Genomic DNA, 12826 nt, shown 5'->3' with positions numbered 1-12826 from the left:
CGGCCCGGGCACGGACGCGGGGGGTCAGTGGATCACGCGGAAGCTGCGCCAGGGCCGGGTGTGGGGGGCCGTCACGTTCGAGAGGGTGGTGGCCACGTAGGTGCCCTCGGGGCGGTCCTCGTCCTCCTTCGCGCAGTCGAGGGAGCGGTAGAGGACGATGTCGACGAGGGTGTTGTTCTCCACGTGGGCGGCGCCCTCGGGGAGGGCGATGGGGTGGCAGCCCCGTACCAGGGTGTTGGAGTAGCTCACCTCGACCGGCGAGTCGTGCGAGCGGAAGCTCAGCATGCCGACGGTGCTGCGCCCGAGGCCCGAGCAGGCGGTGGCGGTGAGCAGCAGTGCGGCGGCCCCGGTGATGACGCCGATGCGCCGGCGGTGGGTCGTCATGGCACGGTCCTCGTCTGTGTGGTGACGGCTGTCCTGGCCACAGCCTGCATCCGGGGTGTCCACCCGGCATCCGTTGCGCGGCCGGGCGGATGAATCCCCGGCGGGTGTGCGGGGCCGGCCCCGCCACGCGGCGGCGGGGTGTCGGGGGCGGACGGGCATCGGGGGCGGACGGGCGTCAGGGGCGGACGAAGGCCGCGGCGTAGCGGGCCGCCTCCCGGGGGCTGTGGCCGACCCAGCCGAGGTGGCCGTCGGGGCGGACGAGGAAGAGGCCGTCGCCATAGGGCGCGTACGAGGGGATCCGTACGGTGGGGACACCGGGGAGGTGAGGCGGCTCGGCGTGGGGGCCGACGGCGAGCAGGGTCCAGTGGGGGCCCCGGTAGGCGTCGAAGAGGCGGATGCCGCCGGGGGCGCCGTCGGGGGCCCGGTCGCCCGCGCGCAGGGCGTCCTCGGGCAGGTCGGGGCGGGTCTCCACGGAGAGCGGGGAGCGGCGGTAGCCGAGGCCGAGCTGGCGGGTGGCGGCGCCGCGTCGGGCCTCGCCGCGGTGGATGCGGGTGGTGAGGCCGAGCATGTCGGCGGCGACGGGTCGGCGTTCGTGCTCGTAGGTGTCGAGGAGGGCGGCGTCGGCGGCGCCGGTGAGGACGGCCGCCAGTTTCCAGCCCAGGTTGTAGGCGTCCTGGACGCTGGTGTTCAGTCCCTGGCCGCCGGCGGGCGAGTGGACGTGGGCGGCGTCGCCGATCAGGAGGACGTTGCCGTCGCGGAAGCGGTCGGCCAGCGCGGCGCGGGGTCGGAAGTCCGAGGCCCAGCGGACCTCGGTCACGTCCTCGGGGGCCAGGTGGGTGCGGGCGGCGATGGTCGCGCGGACGCCTTCGGGGCCGGTGTCGATCCGGGTGCCCACGGGGAAGCGTGCGGCGATCTGGAAGTCCCGGGTGCCGGCGAGCGGGCAGATCGCGAGGAAGTCGGCGGTGTCGGAGGGCGGGAAGAGGTGCCAGTTGTCGCGGTCGAGGCCTTCGAGGCGTACGTCGGCGACCAGCATGGGGTGGGGGTCCACTTCCTCGCCGGTCATGGGGATGGCGAGGGCGCGGCGCACGGTGGAGCGGCCCCCGTCGGCGGCCACGAGGTGGCGGGCGCGTACGGGGCCGCCGGTGGCGAAGGCGGCGGTCACGCCGTCCGCGTCCTGCGCGAGGCCGGTCAGCTCCCGGCCGAAGGCCACCTCACCGCCCAGTTCGCGCAGGCGGGCGTGGAGGATCTCCTGAGTGCGCCACTGGGGGACCATCCAGGGCTCGCGGTGGGCGGAGCCCTCGTCGAGGTCGTTCTCGTCGAACATCCGGTGCTCGCCGCGGCGGCGCCCGTCCTGCCAGATCATGCCGACCGGGTAGGGGCCGCCGGCGGCCCGGATCTCCTCGCCCACGCCGAGGTCGTCGAGGACCTCCAGGGTGCGGGGCTGCAGGCCCTTGCCGCGTGAGCCCGGGAAGAGCGTCGCGGAGCGCTCCACGACGAGGGCGCGCGTGCCCCGGCGGGCGAGGTCGACGGCGAGCGCCAGTCCGGCCGCTCCGGCTCCGACGATCAATACGTCCGTGTCCACGATCCCACTCCTTAACACCGTTAAGTAGATGACCGTCAGAGCGTGCACTTAACAGCGTTAAGCTGTCAAGCGCGGCGGCCGTTAAGCTGTCGCCGTGGCTACTCGGAAGACCCCCAGGCTGGACAAGAAGCAGGCCGTCGAGACCGCGCTGCGCCTGCTGAACGAGGTCGGCCTGGACGGGCTGAGCCTGCGGGCCATCGCCAAGGAGCTGGACGTCCAGGCGCCCGCCCTGTACTGGCACTTCAAGAACAAGCAGGACCTGCTCGACGAGATGGCGACGGAGATGTACCGCCGGATGGTCGCGCGGGGACGCCCCGCCCCCGACGCCGACTGGCGCGAACGGCTCCTGGAGGCCAACCGGGGCCTGCGCGCGGCCCTCCTGGACTACCGCGACGGCGCGAAGGTCTTCAGCGGCACCCGCTTCACCGGCACCGAGCACGCGGAGCGGATGGAGGCGGAGCTCGCCGCCCTGGTCGGGGCCGGTTTCACCCTGCCGCAGGCGGTGCGCGCCACCACCACGACCTACCTCTTCACCCTCGGCTTCGTCACCGAGGAACAGGGCGTCCAGCCCCTGCCGGGCGAGCGCCGGGAGGGCTTCGACGTGGCCGAACGCGCGGCGCGCATGGCCGCCTTCCCGCTCGCCGCCGCCGCGGGCGCCGACCTCTTCCAGGACTACGACGCGGGGTTCGAGGAGGGGCTGCGGCTGGTGGTCGAGGGCATCGAGGCGCGCTACCGCACCGCCTGAGGGGCCGTCGACGGTGTCCCGTCCGCCCCCCTGCGAGGGCTGTGACCGCATGGGAGAGGATGGCATTCCGTTCCGATCGCGCACACGCGTCCGAACGGGAACACCACGCAACACGACCCGACAGGTGACAAGGTGACGACACGACACATACGGCGCCCGGCGACACCCCTCGCCGCCGCTTCGCCCTCCGGAGCGGCCCCGGGCCGATCGGAGGCGGTCCGTTGACCCGCGACCTCGTCCTCCACGACTGGATCGTGGCCGCCATCGCCCTGGCCTCGGGCTGCGTCGCCGCCCTGCTGCTGAGGGTGCTGATGAAGTGGCTCGGCAAACACGCGAGCCGCACGCGCTGGAGCGGGGACGACGTCATCGTCGACGCGCTGCGCTCGCTCGCCCCCTGGGCGGCCGTCATCGCCGGCGCGGCGGTGGCGGGTTCGGCGCTGCCGCTGACCGCGCGGATCTCGGGGCTGGTGAACCAGACCCTCACCGCCCTGCTGATCTTCATCGCGACGCTGACGGCGGCCCGGGTCGTCGCCGGGCTCGTCCGGGCCGTGGCCGCCTCCCGTACCGGGGTCGCCGGCTCGGCCACCATCTTCGTGAACATCACGCGCGTCGTGGTCCTCACGATGGGCGTCCTGGTCGCCCTGGAGACCGTCGGGGTGTCCATCGCACCGCTGGTCACCGCCCTCGGCGTCGGCGGCCTCGCCGTGGCCCTGGCGCTCCAGGACACGCTCGCCAACCTCTTCGCGGGCGTCCACATCCTCGCCTCGAAGACCGTCCAGCCGGGCGACTACATCCGCCTGAGCAGCGGCGAGGAGGGCTACGTCGTCGACATCAACTGGCGCAACAGCGTGGTGCGCAACCTGTCGAACAACCTGGTCATCATCCCCAACGGGCGTTTGGCCAAGACCAACATGACCAACTACACGCAGCCTGAACAGAAGATGACCATCCTCGTGCAGGTCGGCGTCGGCTACGACAGCGACCTGGAGCACGTCGAGCGGGTGACGCTGGACGTGGTCGACGGGGTGATGGCCGACGTCCTCGGCGCCGACCCCGGCCACGAGGCGGCCGTCCGCTTCCACACCTTCGCGGACTCCCGGATCGGCTTCACCGTGATCCTCGGGGTCGGCGAGTTCAGCGACCAGTACCGCATCAAGCACGAGTTCATCAAGCGGCTGCACCGGCGGTACCGGGCCGAGGGCATCTCGATCCCCGCCCCCACCCGCACGGTCTCCCTCCACCACGCCGACGGGGGCGCGCCGGTGCCGACGCTCCCCCACCAGCGCGACGCCCCGCCGACGGTCCTGGCCGACAGCGGTCGCTGACCGGCGGTCCGACCGGCCCCGGGCCGCCTCAGCGCCGGGACAGCTCGCTCGGGGCCTCCTGGACGACCCAGCCGTTGCCGTCGGGGTCCTCGAAGGTCAGGAACGAGTTCCAGGTGCCGCCCTTGCCCTCCTCCCAGCCCGTGGCCCCGACGTGCCGGACCGGGGAGACCTCGACCCCCCGGTCCAGCAGCGCGGCCCGGGCCGCCTCGATGTCGGTGACGCACAGTTGGAGACCGTGCAGGGTGCCCGGGGCCATCGTCCTCGTCCCCGGCGCGGGCGGCATGCCCTCCAGCAGCGCGATCGAACACCGGGAGCCGGGCGGGGTCAGCTGGACGACGCGCGTGCCGGGCGCCACCTCGTCGTCCACGTCGACGGCGAAGCCGACCGCGTCGGCGTAGAACGCCTTCGCCCGGTCCACGTCCGTGACGGGGACCGGGACGACCTCCAGCGTCCAGTTCATGGGAAGCCTCCTCCTGGGTGCGGGCCCTCCCCGCACCCTGCTCGACCCCACCCTCCCGCACCCGGCCCGACGCGCCGCCGAGGGAACCCGGCGCGTCGGGGCCGGGAGCGGACCGGACGGGCCCGGACGGGTCACCGCGTCGGGCGGCGGCTCGCGGACAGGGAGAGGGAGTGCACCCACGGCTCGGCCGACAGGGCCTCCACGTCCCGGCGCGAGAGGGTGCCGGTGAGCACCGTACGGGCCGGACCCGCGCCGTCCGCCCCCTCCACCCCGGCCCCCCTCAGCCGTTGCCACTGCTCGGGCGACGGCCGCTCCGTGAGCCGGACCATGACCGACAGGTCCCGGGCGGCCGGGTCGCGGCCCTCGGCGTCCACGGCGAGGGAGAGGGCCGCGTCGAGCTTCCCGTAGTCCATCGGCCGACGCTCAAAGACCGGTGGCGTCGAGGAGCCCGTGGCCCCACTTCGGGTGGAAGGTCCCCGCACCGCCACCGGGCACGCGGGCGTTGGCCTTCAGCAGGTCCTTGAACCCCTCGGGGTCGCAGGTCGCGTCGCGTTCCAGCACCAGCGCCGCGATCCCCGCGATGAACGGGGAGGCCATGCTCGTCCCCTGCATCCCGACGTCGCGCGGGCTCGTGATGAACTCCCGCGGCTGGTCGCGGGCGTCGCGCGACAGCGAGGAGATGATGATGGCGCCGGGCGCCGCGACGTCGGGCTTGGGCGTCCCGTCGCGCAGGGGCCCCTCGCTGCTGAAGGAGGCGATGTCGCCGAGCTCCAGCCAGGGGGCCCGCTCCTCGACGCCGTCGATGTCCTTCCACTCCGTACGGGTGGTGGCGGCGGCGACCGTGACCGCCGAGGGGGCCGCCCCCGGCGAGCCGATCTTCAGCGCGTCGTGCACGACCGGCCCGCTGAACTGCGGTTGGGGCCGAGCGTCGGGGCCCCCGAGCATCCACACGTCGACCGTCCCGTCGGCGACGCTCTCCCCGCGCAGCAGCAGCCGCCACGCGCCCCGCGGCGCCCCGGGGCCGAGCGGCTCCGGTTGGACCTGCACGAAGAAGTTGACGTCCCCGTTGTCCGGGCTGGGGCCGGGGGTGACGATCTGGACCAGGCCCTCGTCCAGCTCGAACTCCGCCGCGGGGCTCGCCGAGGTGCGCACCGGCCGGAAGGGCGTCGTCACGCCGGAGGGGGTGGCCATCGCGATCTCGAAGCGGTCGCCGCCGCCGTACCAGCCGTTGAGCGCGAAGACGTCCGGCTCGCCGTCGAGGATCCCCGGGTGGCAGGGGACGGAGCGCACCGTGCCCTCCGCGATCCGCAGGCGGGCGTGGATGTCGTCGTCGCCCTCGTTCCCGGCGGCGCACACCACGATCCGGCCCGGCCCCGACTCCTCCTCGATCGCCCGGGACATGGCGTCGGTCCCGTCGTGCGGGTCGGAGTGCCCGCCGAGGCTCAGGTTGACCACGGCCGGCAGCCCGAGGTCGCGCGCCACCCGGAAGACGTACTGGACGGCGTCGATGATGTGCGCGTCCTGGAAGTCGGTCTTCACGATCACCAGGCGGGAACCGGGGGCGACCCCGCTCGTCCCGGCGGCGATGCCCGCCACGTGGGTGCCGTGCCCCTCGACGTCCCGGGACAGCGTGCCCGAAGCCCCCGCGCTCGGCTGGGGTTGGCGGAACTCGGCGCCGTACCGGCCCTCCGGCACCCCGTCACCGCCGCGGATCGTCTGGTCCCAGATCCGGTCGATCCGGCCGGCGAACGCCGGGTGGCGGGGGTCGATGCCGGTGTCGACCACCCCGACGACGACGCCCTGGCCGTCGGTGCCGGAACTCTCCCGGAACCGCTGTACGTGGACCTTCTCCTGAGCGAGGTTCAGGCACGGCCGCAGGCGCGTGGAGGGCACGATGCGCCGCACGGCGGGGTGCGCGGCGAGGCGTTCGAGCGCGTCCAGGGCGACGATGGCGGTACGGACGGTGCGACCGCCCGCGTTGACCACCACGCCGTCCCCGAGGCCGTGTTCGTCCGGGCCCTGCCCGAGGTCGGCGTCGGGATCGCAGATGAGGGACACCACCATGCGCAGCGGCTTGGCGCGTTCGCGTACGGAGACCAGGCCGAGGGTGCGGGCCTGGGGGGCGAGCGGGGCGCGTCGGCGGCCCTGCTGTTCGTAGCGTTCGTAGACCGCCGCCAACGGGGGCGCCAGCTTGGTGAAGTCCATGGCCGTCTCCTTCTCACCCGGGGGAACCGGACCTGCGGGTCTGCGGGCCAGGGTCGACCCGGCGCACGGCGGCCCGGCGGGCAACGGGGCCGCGCGGATTCGAACGTCACACGATGTGAGGACGCCGCGTGCCGGCCGGTCGAGCGCGCGGGGGCGGTGTGCGCACCGGACGCGCGCCGTCCGCTCCCCCGCCGGGGTACGGTGCCAGGCGGCGCGGTCCGGGCGCGCGGGCAGGGGTGGTCCGGGGCGCGCGAGCGACGTATTCCACGAACAGACAAGGTGAACATGTTCGATTCGGTGCAGGAGAATCCGTACCCCGACAGCCACGTCCTCGGCGAGGGCGCCCCGCCGCACCCCCAGCTGGCGCCGGTGCTGCCGCTGCTGGGGCGCTGGCACGGTCGGGGGGAGGGCCACTACCCCACCCTGGAGCAGGACTTCCGGTACGAGCAGGAGGTGACCTTCAGCCACGACGGGCGGCCGTTCCTGCGTTACGAGGCCCGTGCCTGGCTGGTGGACGGCGACGGGTCGCCGGTGCGTCCGGCCGGGCGCGAGGCGGGCTGGTGGCGGGTGACGCCGGACGCCGGGCTGGAGGTCGTGCTCGCCCACCCGACGGGAATCGTCGAGACGTACGTGGGCGCGGTCTCGGGTACGGAGATCGAGATCGAGACGAAGGACGTGGCGCTGACCCCGCTGGCCAAGGAGGTCACCGCGACCCGCCGGCACTACGCCCTGGACGGGGACCTGCTGACGGTGGTCCACGACATGGCGGCGGTGGGGCAGCCCCTGCAACACCACCTGACGACGCGACTGCGGCGCCGCTCCTCCTGACGGGCGACGGGCCCGCCGCCCCGGGTGGATCCTCCCGGGGCGGCGGGCCCGTGCGCGTCGCGGCTCAGGCGGAGGAGCCGCTGTCGACGACGAGGTCGGCGCCGACCACGGAACCGGCGGCGTCGGAGGCCAGGTACAGGACCGCCGCCGCCACCTCCTCGGCCTCGGCGACCCGACCGAGCGGGTTCTCCGTCTTGACGCGCTCGGCGCGGTCGGCCTCGGTCTCGCCCGGCTGGAGCGACATGGGGGCGGCGGAGGCACCGGGGCTCACGACGTTGACGCGGACGCCGTCCGCGATGTGGTCGAGGGCGGCGGCCCGGGTCAGGGCCGAGACCGCGGCCTTGGAGGTGATGTAGGCGGCCGCGTTGGGGATGCGGGTGTGGGCTCCCAGGTTGGAGGAGATGTTGACGATCGCGCCGCCGCCGTTCTCCCGCATGTGCGCGATCTCGTGCTTCATGGCGAGCCAGACCCCGGTGACGTTGGTGCGCTGCACCGCGTCCCAGTCCTCCTCGGTGACGTCGGCGACCGGGACGGTGCCGCGGAGTATGCCGGCGTTGTTGACGGCGACGTCGAGGGAGCCGAACCGCTCCACGGTCCGCGCGACGAGGGCGCGCAGGCTCTCGGAGTCGGTGACGTCGGCCGTGACGGCCTCCGCCGTGCCGTCGGCGGCCCGGACGAGCCGCACGGTCTCCTCCAGGGAGGACAGGGTGCGGCCGGCGACGACCACGCGGGCGCCTTCGGCGGCGAAGGCGAGGGCGATGGCGCGGCCGAGGCCGGTCCCGGCGCCGGTGACCAGGACGGACTTGCCGGTGAAGCGGTTCATTTCGATGACTCCCGGTGGGTGGTGGTGAGGACGGTGAGGACGGTGGTGAAGGGTCGGAGGACGCCGGACGCTCCCCTACGGACGCGACCGGGCCGGGCGGCGGCGGTGCAGCAGGGCCACGGCGGTGAAGGCGACCGCGGTCGCGGCGAGCGAGGCGGCGTCGTCGCCGAGGGTGAGCAGGAGGGCGAACAGGGCGGTCGGGCCGAACTCCATCGCCGTGTTGAGGACGCCTCCGGCGAGGCCCGCCTGGGAGGCCGGTACCCCTTCGGTGGCGAGTACGGCTCCGGCCGCGAAGCTCCCGGCGCTGCCCGCCGCGAGCAGGACGAGGCCGGGCAGGGCGCCGAGCGCGTACGGGACGTCGGTGTCGAGCCCGGCCAGGGCCAGGAGCGCGATGCCGACGGCCGCGACGGCGAGTCCGCCGGCGGTGACGGCGCGGGCGCCGCGGCGGGCGGTGAGCGGACCCGCCAGGCGACCGGCGGCGATCAGGACGACGGCGTAGGGCACGAAGGCGGCGGAGGTGCGCAGCGGTGACCAGTCGAGGACCTGCTGGAAGTGGAGGGAGAGCAGGACGAAGGTCGTCGCGGTGCCGCAGGCGGTCAGGGCGATGGCGGCGAGCGCGCCGGCCCGGCTCCGGTCGAGCAGGAAGCGGGGCGGCAACAGCGGGTCGCGGGTGCGGCGTTCGACGAGGGGGAAGGCGAGGAGCAGGAGGAGCCCGGCGAGCAGCGGTACGAGGACGGCGGCCGAGGTCCAGGTGTGGGCGTCGGTGGCGACGAGCCCGTAACTGGCGAGGCTGATCCCGGCGGTGGCCAGGACGGCGCCGGGCAGGTCCAGGCTCCGGCCGCGGCTCGGCGCGGTGTCGGGCAGCAGTCGGGGCGCGAGGACCAGGACCACGAGGGCCACGGCCGGCGGTACGGCCAGGGCCCAGCGCCAGGACAGCAGGGCGGAGACGACCCCGGAAAGGAGGTTGCCGGCGGTCGCTCCGAGGACGGAGAGGCCGCCCCAGGTGGCCATCGCCCGTCCGTAGGCGGTGGGCGAGGGGAACAGGGCGCGCAGGACGGCCATGGCGGCGGGCGCGACGAGGGCGGCGCCGGCTCCCTGGGCGAAGCGCGCCGCGAGCAGGGTGTCGTTCCCGGGGGCCAGGGGGGCCGCGAGGGAGGCGGCGGTGAACAGCAGCAGGCCGGCGGTGAGCGCGCGCCGACCGCCGTGGCGGTCCGCGAGGCGCCCGCCGAAGAGCAGCAGCCCGGCGAAGGTGAGGCCGTAGGCGGCGCTGAGCAGGATCACGTCGGCGCGCCGGAGGGCGAAGTCGTGGGCGATGCGGGGCAGGGGGACGGTGGTCGCGGCGAGCGTGTAGATCAGGGTGATCTGCGTGGTGCCGAGCAGCGTGAAGGCCGCCCGGGCGCGGGGCACGGCCCGCGCGGTGCCCGCCGGCGCGGTCGTGGTGGCGGCCGCGCGGTCGTGCGTGGTCGTGGTCGTGCTCGTGGTGTCGACGTCGACGTCGGTGGAGGCGGTGTTCCTCCCCATGTCGATCCCCCCTATTTTTGACTGATCGGTTCATTATTCGGGCATGCGGACACGGACACACGCGGAGACGCACGAAGGCGTACGAAGGCGCGCCGGACCGCGGACCGCCCGGGTCGGGTCAGGTCAGGTCAGCAGGCTCAGGGCCTGTTCGGCCGCGTCCCGCACCCGCGCGGGGTCCGTCGAGGCCTTCCCCACGACGCGGACCCCCTGGAGCACCACGAGGAGCATCCGGGCGAGCGCCCGGGGGTCGCGTTCGACCGGCAGCTCTCCCTGGGCCTGCGCCCGCGCCAGCGAGGCGTACAGCAGGGTCTCCAGCCGGTCCCAGCTCGACTGGACGCGCCGGGCGGCGACCTCGTCGTGCGGGCCCAGCTCGGCGGCGGTGTTGGTGACGAAGCAGCCCGCGCGGCGCGCCTCGGGCGAGCCGGCCTCCGCGGCGAAGCGGCGGACCACCTCCCGGACGGCCGGCAGGGCGGGCCCCGGCCGCGACAGCTCCTCCACGAGCCCCGGGTCCACCGACTCCGCGTACCGGTCGAGCGCCTTGAGGTACAGCTCGTGCTTGCTGCCGAAGGTCGCGTAGATGCTCGCCCGGCCGATGCCGAGGTGCTCCACGAGGTCCGCCACCGACGTCGCCTCGTAGCCGCGCCGCCAGAACAGCTCTAGGGCCGACTGGAGCGCGGCGTCCGGATCGAATTCCTTGGTCCTGGCCACACGAAGGATCATAGGAGCATCTGGAACGATCGGTCAACAACGCGCGGGCGTCGAGGGATTGTCGGGCACCTCGCCCCCTCCGACGCGCCCGCGAGGGCCGTTCGTGGTGTCCTCGGTAGGGGGACCGAGAGCCGAGGAGGAACCATGACGAGGAACCTGCGGGCCCGGGACATCATGACGGCCGGCGTGACCTGCGTCCGGGAGGAGCAGTCCCTGCTGGACGCCGCGCGGATGATGCGCGACCTGAACGTCGGCTGCCTGCCGATCTGCGGTGACGACCAGCGCCTCCAGGGTCTGATCACCGACCGCGACATCGTGGTCCGCTGTTGCGCCGAGGGCCGGGACCCGGCCTCCGTGCGCGCCGGGGAGATGGCGGGCACCCTGCACTGGGTGGACGCCGACGCCCCCGCGCAGGAGGCGGTGGACACCATGGAGATCCACCAGATCAAGCGGCTGCCCGTCATCGACGTGGGCGACGGCCACCGCCTCGTCGGCATGATCACGGAGGCGAACCTGGCGAAGAACCTGTCCGACGAGGACATCGCCGAGTTCGCGGTGCGCGTCTACGCCGCGAACTGAACCCCGCCCGGTGCGGGACGCGTCGAGGGCCGGTCACCCGCTCAGAGGGGGTGGCCGGCCCCGTCGGTGCGGTCGGCCTGGGTGGAGAACCTGTTGAGGAAGGCGTCGTAGCGGCCGTCGGGGCGGCGGGTGAGGGTGGCGCCGTCCTGCCAGACGCCGTTGTCGTCCCACCAGGGGGAGCCGTACGGGTCCCCCTGGTTCTGGTGGATGTTGTGCATCCCGAGCCCCTGGTCGAAGGGCTCGCCGAAGACCAGGATCTCCCGGCCCGGGACGAGGACGGTTTCCAGGGCCTCGGCGGCCTCGACGTGGGAGCCCGAGATCCAGGGGTGCGGCGGGTCCCACCGGTCGAGGAGGTCCGCGAGCCAGGCCGGCGGGCGGCGCACGAACAGGCACCCGCGGCGGTCGACGAGCGCCGGGTGGCGGATGAGGTCGAGGGCGCCCGATCCCGAGGACGTGGAGAGGTCGTGGTAGCCGGGGGCGAGGCCCGGAACGGGGTCCAGGACCGAGGCGGCCAGGGTGAGGACCTTCCACTGGACGCCGACGGCGGAGTCCTTGCCGTCCACGTCCACCGCGCACCGGTGACGACCGGCGGGGGCGTCGACCTCCAGGTTGACGTGGAACCAGCGCCCCTGGCTGTCGGGCTGGTCGCGGAAGTGTCCGTGCAGGGTGCCGGACAGCACTCCGTAGGCGTCGAGCGGCATGCGGCCAGTCAACCACCGGGGGCGCCCCCGGAGTCGGCGGGACGCGCGGGCGGCGCGGGGCGGATCGGGGCCGTGCGCGCGGCCGGTTCCTCAGGCGACGCCCACCGTGTACGCCGCCCGGTAGCCGGCGGCCTCGGCGGTGGGGGCCAGGGTCATGGTGGAGCCCGTCTCGCGGTAGCGGCCGTCGCGCTCGTTGGGGTGGGCCGGGGCCGGACGGCGGGAGTAGGGGTGACGGGCGTACACCTGCCGCAGGATCGGCTCGGGGAAGAAGAACTGCGAGGTCACGCCCTTGCCGGAGTCGGGCCGCACCTTGAAGTGGATGTGCGGGGCCAGGCCCGCGTACCAGCCGGGGACGATGGTGGTGAAGGTGCAGCGGCCCGCCGCGTCGGTGACCTGGGTGCCGCGCAGGAAGGTGGCCTTGGCGGTGGAGTAGTCGCCCGCCGCGTCGGCGTGCCAGACGTCGACCGCCGCGTCCGCGAGCGGCCGGCAGCCGTCCGAGGCCCGGACCAGCGTCAGGTCGAGGCGGAAGGCGACCCCGGCGCGGCCCTCGGTGATGTCGGAGCGGACCTTGTCGAGGTCGAGGTAGTACGGCCCCTCCCCCGCCTCGACGGTGAGCACGCAGCCCGGCGGCGGGGCGGCGGTGGCGCCGCGGCCGGTCGGCGCCCCGCAGGAGGCGGTCAGCGCCGCGGCCAGCAGGACCGTACGACGGCTGGTGCGGGAGGTGTCGTACTCGGCCATGCGCGCCCCTCGTGGAGGTCGGGGGCGACGCACGCGGACGGTCGCCCATCGCGCCCACCGTGCCCGAGCGGGGCGGCGGTCGCCACGACCGACACGCCCCGTCCGGCGCGGCGGGGGGGCCCCCCGGGGGGCCCCCCCGGGGGGGGGGGGGGGGGGGCGCCCCCCCCCCGCCGCCCCCGGGGGGGGGGCCGGGGGGGCGATACCCGGGAGGCCCGCCGGGCCCCCCG

General features: G+C 74.6%; 14 protein-coding genes. 4 read left to right on the top strand and 10 right to left on the bottom strand.

What is annotated here, in order from left to right:
* Window positions 1-24 precede the first annotated feature (24 nt).
* Both ACZ6ZI_RS39250 and ACZ6ZI_RS39245 read right to left on the bottom strand, forming a co-directional pair.
* Window positions 25-384 carry a hypothetical protein gene (locus tag ACZ6ZI_RS39250; RefSeq protein WP_363062667.1) on the bottom strand — a complete coding sequence of 120 codons (360 nt, stop codon included), beginning with the start codon at window positions 382-384 and terminating at the stop codon, window positions 25-27.
* Between the two features lie 175 nt (window positions 385-559).
* Window positions 560-1966, bottom strand: a complete 1407-nt coding sequence (locus ACZ6ZI_RS39245) for an FAD-dependent monooxygenase (RefSeq protein WP_469529681.1) — start codon at window positions 1964-1966, stop codon at window positions 560-562.
* A gap of 94 nt (window positions 1967-2060) precedes the next feature.
* Between ACZ6ZI_RS39245 and ACZ6ZI_RS39240 the strand changes: the two genes are divergently transcribed.
* The gene (locus ACZ6ZI_RS39240) at window positions 2061-2711 is read left to right on the top strand and encodes a TetR/AcrR family transcriptional regulator C-terminal domain-containing protein (RefSeq protein WP_469529677.1); all 651 of its coding nucleotides are present in this window, start codon (window positions 2061-2063) and stop codon (window positions 2709-2711) included.
* Window positions 2712-2932: 221 nt separating this feature from the next.
* Window positions 2933-4036: a mechanosensitive ion channel family protein gene (locus tag ACZ6ZI_RS39235; protein WP_469529674.1), complete on the top strand. Its 1104-nt coding sequence runs from the start codon at window positions 2933-2935 to the stop codon at window positions 4034-4036.
* Between the two features lie 28 nt (window positions 4037-4064).
* Here ACZ6ZI_RS39235 and ACZ6ZI_RS39230 read toward each other — a convergent pair whose 3' ends face one another.
* The 3 genes from ACZ6ZI_RS39230 to ACZ6ZI_RS39220 all read right to left on the bottom strand — a co-directional run bounded on the left by ACZ6ZI_RS39230 (window position 4065) and on the right by ACZ6ZI_RS39220 (window position 6701).
* Window positions 4065-4496, bottom strand: coding sequence for a VOC family protein (locus ACZ6ZI_RS39230; RefSeq protein WP_363062675.1), 432 nt, complete (start codon window positions 4494-4496; stop codon window positions 4065-4067).
* A gap of 131 nt (window positions 4497-4627) precedes the next feature.
* Window positions 4628-4909, bottom strand: coding sequence for a hypothetical protein (locus ACZ6ZI_RS39225; protein ID WP_469529672.1), 282 nt, complete (start codon window positions 4907-4909; stop codon window positions 4628-4630).
* Between the two features lie 10 nt (window positions 4910-4919).
* A complete protein-coding gene (locus ACZ6ZI_RS39220) occupies window positions 4920-6701 on the bottom strand; it encodes a S8 family serine peptidase (RefSeq protein WP_469529669.1) in 1782 nt (593 codons plus the stop codon).
* A 285-nt stretch (window positions 6702-6986) separates the two neighbouring features.
* Here ACZ6ZI_RS39220 and ACZ6ZI_RS39215 point away from each other — a divergent pair, with 285 nt between their 5' ends.
* A complete protein-coding gene (locus ACZ6ZI_RS39215) occupies window positions 6987-7529 on the top strand; it encodes a heme-binding beta-barrel domain-containing protein (RefSeq protein ID WP_469529666.1) in 543 nt (180 codons plus the stop codon).
* A gap of 64 nt (window positions 7530-7593) precedes the next feature.
* Here ACZ6ZI_RS39215 and ACZ6ZI_RS39210 read toward each other — a convergent pair whose 3' ends face one another.
* The 3 genes from ACZ6ZI_RS39210 to ACZ6ZI_RS39200 all read right to left on the bottom strand — a co-directional run bounded on the left by ACZ6ZI_RS39210 (window position 7594) and on the right by ACZ6ZI_RS39200 (window position 10581).
* A complete protein-coding gene (locus tag ACZ6ZI_RS39210; RefSeq protein ID WP_469529664.1) occupies window positions 7594-8352 on the bottom strand; it encodes an SDR family NAD(P)-dependent oxidoreductase in 759 nt (252 codons plus the stop codon).
* Between the two features lie 75 nt (window positions 8353-8427).
* Window positions 8428-9873 carry an MFS transporter gene (locus ACZ6ZI_RS39205; protein ID WP_469529662.1) on the bottom strand — a complete coding sequence of 482 codons (1446 nt, stop codon included), beginning with the start codon at window positions 9871-9873 and terminating at the stop codon, window positions 8428-8430.
* 123 nt (window positions 9874-9996) lie between these two features.
* Complete coding sequence (locus ACZ6ZI_RS39200; protein ID WP_469529658.1) at window positions 9997-10581, bottom strand: TetR/AcrR family transcriptional regulator; 585 nt, start codon at window positions 10579-10581, stop codon at window positions 9997-9999.
* Between the two features lie 144 nt (window positions 10582-10725).
* On the opposite strand from ACZ6ZI_RS39200, the gene ACZ6ZI_RS39195 reads away from it, so the two are divergent.
* Window positions 10726-11160 carry a CBS domain-containing protein gene (locus ACZ6ZI_RS39195; RefSeq protein ID WP_469529657.1) on the top strand — a complete coding sequence of 145 codons (435 nt, stop codon included), beginning with the start codon at window positions 10726-10728 and terminating at the stop codon, window positions 11158-11160.
* Window positions 11161-11201: 41 nt separating this feature from the next.
* Here the strand turns inward: ACZ6ZI_RS39195 and ACZ6ZI_RS39190 are convergent, their stop codons facing one another.
* Window positions 11202-11861: a DUF2278 family protein gene (locus ACZ6ZI_RS39190; RefSeq protein WP_469529654.1), complete on the bottom strand. Its 660-nt coding sequence runs from the start codon at window positions 11859-11861 to the stop codon at window positions 11202-11204.
* Between the two features lie 90 nt (window positions 11862-11951).
* Entirely contained in the window at window positions 11952-12599 is a 648-nt protein-coding gene (locus tag ACZ6ZI_RS39185; RefSeq protein ID WP_469529653.1) for a dioxygenase family protein, read from the bottom strand.
* Window positions 12600-12826 lie beyond the last annotated feature (227 nt).

Source organism: Streptomyces sp. NPDC103540 (assembly GCF_055584445.1).
Note: the sequence above shows the minus strand (reverse complement) of the source record. Positions and strands in the feature narration are given on the sequence as shown.

Bases quoted from the DNA above. Each gene is read 5' to 3' on its own strand.
- ACZ6ZI_RS39250 (WP_363062667.1), bottom strand. From the start codon at position 384: ATGACGACCCACCGCCGGCGCATCGGCGTCATCACCGGGGCCGCCGCA.
- ACZ6ZI_RS39230 (WP_363062675.1), bottom strand. From the start codon at position 4,496: ATGAACTGGACGCTGGAGGTCGTCCCGGTCCCCGTCACGGACGTGGAC.
- ACZ6ZI_RS39225 (WP_469529672.1), bottom strand. From the start codon at position 4,909: ATGGACTACGGGAAGCTCGACGCGGCCCTCTCCCTCGCCGTGGACGCC.
- ACZ6ZI_RS39220 (WP_469529669.1), bottom strand. From the start codon at position 6,701: ATGGACTTCACCAAGCTGGCGCCCCCGTTGGCGGCGGTCTACGAACGC.
- ACZ6ZI_RS39215 (WP_469529666.1), top strand. From the start codon at position 6,987: ATGTTCGATTCGGTGCAGGAGAATCCGTACCCCGACAGCCACGTCCTC.
- ACZ6ZI_RS39210 (WP_469529664.1), bottom strand. From the start codon at position 8,352: ATGAACCGCTTCACCGGCAAGTCCGTCCTGGTCACCGGCGCCGGGACC.
- ACZ6ZI_RS39205 (WP_469529662.1), bottom strand. From the start codon at position 9,873: ATGGGGAGGAACACCGCCTCCACCGACGTCGACGTCGACACCACGAGC.
- ACZ6ZI_RS39195 (WP_469529657.1), top strand. From the start codon at position 10,726: ATGACGAGGAACCTGCGGGCCCGGGACATCATGACGGCCGGCGTGACC.
- ACZ6ZI_RS39190 (WP_469529654.1), bottom strand. From the start codon at position 11,861: ATGCCGCTCGACGCCTACGGAGTGCTGTCCGGCACCCTGCACGGACAC.
- ACZ6ZI_RS39185 (WP_469529653.1), bottom strand. From the start codon at position 12,599: ATGGCCGAGTACGACACCTCCCGCACCAGCCGTCGTACGGTCCTGCTG.